Raw genomic sequence first — 676 nt, forward strand, 5'->3', positions numbered from 1 at the left:
CAGGAAGTTGGCGTCCTGCTGGCTTCCCAGAGCCTCCGCACGAGCGGTGATGCCGAAGTGCTGGGCGGCCGTGCGCTCCGCTTGAGCGGGTGTCACCTGTGGTGCGGGCAGAGCGCCCTGGGTGAAGAAGTCGATCGTGCGGTACTCGTCGTGCGGCATGCAAGGTTCCTCGGCTGGTGCGGAGCGTGGTGGGGGCGGGCCGGGCGCGGACGCTCGGCTGCCTCAGTCGACTTCCCACATGAAGCGGTGGGTGTGAATCGCGAAGTAGGGGAAGCTCTCCACGGATGCGACGCCCTCGATGGTCCGTACGACGTCGTTGATGAAGTCCAGAAGATCGCGCGGGTGGCTGCACACGACCTCGGCGAACATGTCGTAGCGGCCGGAAGTCAGGACTGTGTACACGACCTCGTCGTGCCGGGACAGTTCATCGGCCACCGCCCGGGAATCACCCCCGATGCGCAGGCCGAGGAGCGCCATCGTCTGCTGGCCCATGGTCATCGGGTCGGTCACCCCGACGATCTGGACCGCCTTGGCGTCGATCAGCCGCTGCAGCCGAAGCCTTGCAGCCGAAGGTGACAGACCCACCTTCGGCCCCAGCTCGGCGTAGGGGATGCGACCGTCGACCTGCAGCTCCCGCAGGATGGCCCGGTCGATGTCGTCCATGAGGCACCTCTCT

1 protein-coding gene is annotated in these 676 nt (G+C 66.9%); it reads right to left on the minus strand.

Going from position 1 to position 676, the window contains the following annotated elements; translation table 11 throughout:
* Positions 1 to 222: 222 nt before the first annotated feature.
* Positions 223 to 663 carry an Lrp/AsnC family transcriptional regulator gene (locus tag BZY54_RS48735; protein WP_086731600.1) on the minus strand — a complete coding sequence of 147 codons (441 nt, stop codon included), beginning with the start codon at positions 661 to 663 and terminating at the stop codon, positions 223 to 225.
* Between the last annotated feature and the right edge of the window lie 13 nt (positions 664 to 676).

The sequence above is a fragment of the Streptomyces carpinensis genome, assembly GCF_002154505.1.
In the GTDB taxonomy this organism is placed as follows: domain Bacteria; phylum Actinomycetota; class Actinomycetes; order Streptomycetales; family Streptomycetaceae; genus Streptomyces; species Streptomyces carpinensis.

Excerpts from the sequence above, each read along its gene's own strand:
- BZY54_RS48735 (WP_086731600.1), bottom strand. The coding sequence starts at position 663 with ATGGACGACATCGACCGGGCCATCCTGCGGGAGCTGCAGGTCGACGGT.